This window comes from Vibrio sp. 10N.222.52.B7 (genome assembly GCF_041474275.1).
Classification (GTDB): domain Bacteria; phylum Pseudomonadota; class Gammaproteobacteria; order Enterobacterales; family Vibrionaceae; genus Vibrio; species Vibrio crassostreae_C.
This window is the reverse complement of record NZ_JBFRTU010000751.1, coordinates 1-460: the sequence shown is the minus strand read 5'-3', so window position 1 is coordinate 460 and position 460 is coordinate 1. Positions and strand designations below refer to the sequence as shown.

Annotated in this window: 1 protein-coding gene; it reads left to right on the top strand. The window is 47.2% G+C overall.

Translation table 11 applies throughout. The features are described 5' to 3' along the window. Positions 1-460, top strand: a 460-nt coding sequence (locus AB4512_RS25125; protein WP_372176173.1) for a CDGSH iron-sulfur domain-containing protein, incomplete at both ends; no start/stop codon positions are given.

The following is a 460-nucleotide window of genomic DNA, read 5'->3' as shown; positions in this document are numbered from 1 at the left end:
TGCAGGAACGGGCTTCAAACCGAAGAGTTTCGTGGCCGAGGAAACCGGCGACGCTTACTTGTGCCGCTGTAAGTATTCAAACAATCTCCCATTTTGTGACGGTACCCATAAACAGTTTACGGCTGAGCAAGTGGGTCAAGAAGGCCCTGATGTTCATATCCAAGCGGCAACGCCCGATCTCTTACCAGCAGCTTCTGCAACCAAAGAGGAGCCCACGGTTGAGTTCATTCATCAATTAGCACGAGATGGCTTATCCAAAGTGGGTCACCATGGGCCAATGACTTCAATGGGTGTTCCAAGATATCTATTACCTCACTGGGATGATATTCAAGTGATGGTTGCACAAATGGCGACCAAACCGTTATTGGAAAATGTGCCCGTCGGTACTGAGCTTATTATTGGGCCAAAAGCGAAAAAACCGCTCAAATTGAACATCTCCTTGTTTGTTTCTGATATGAGT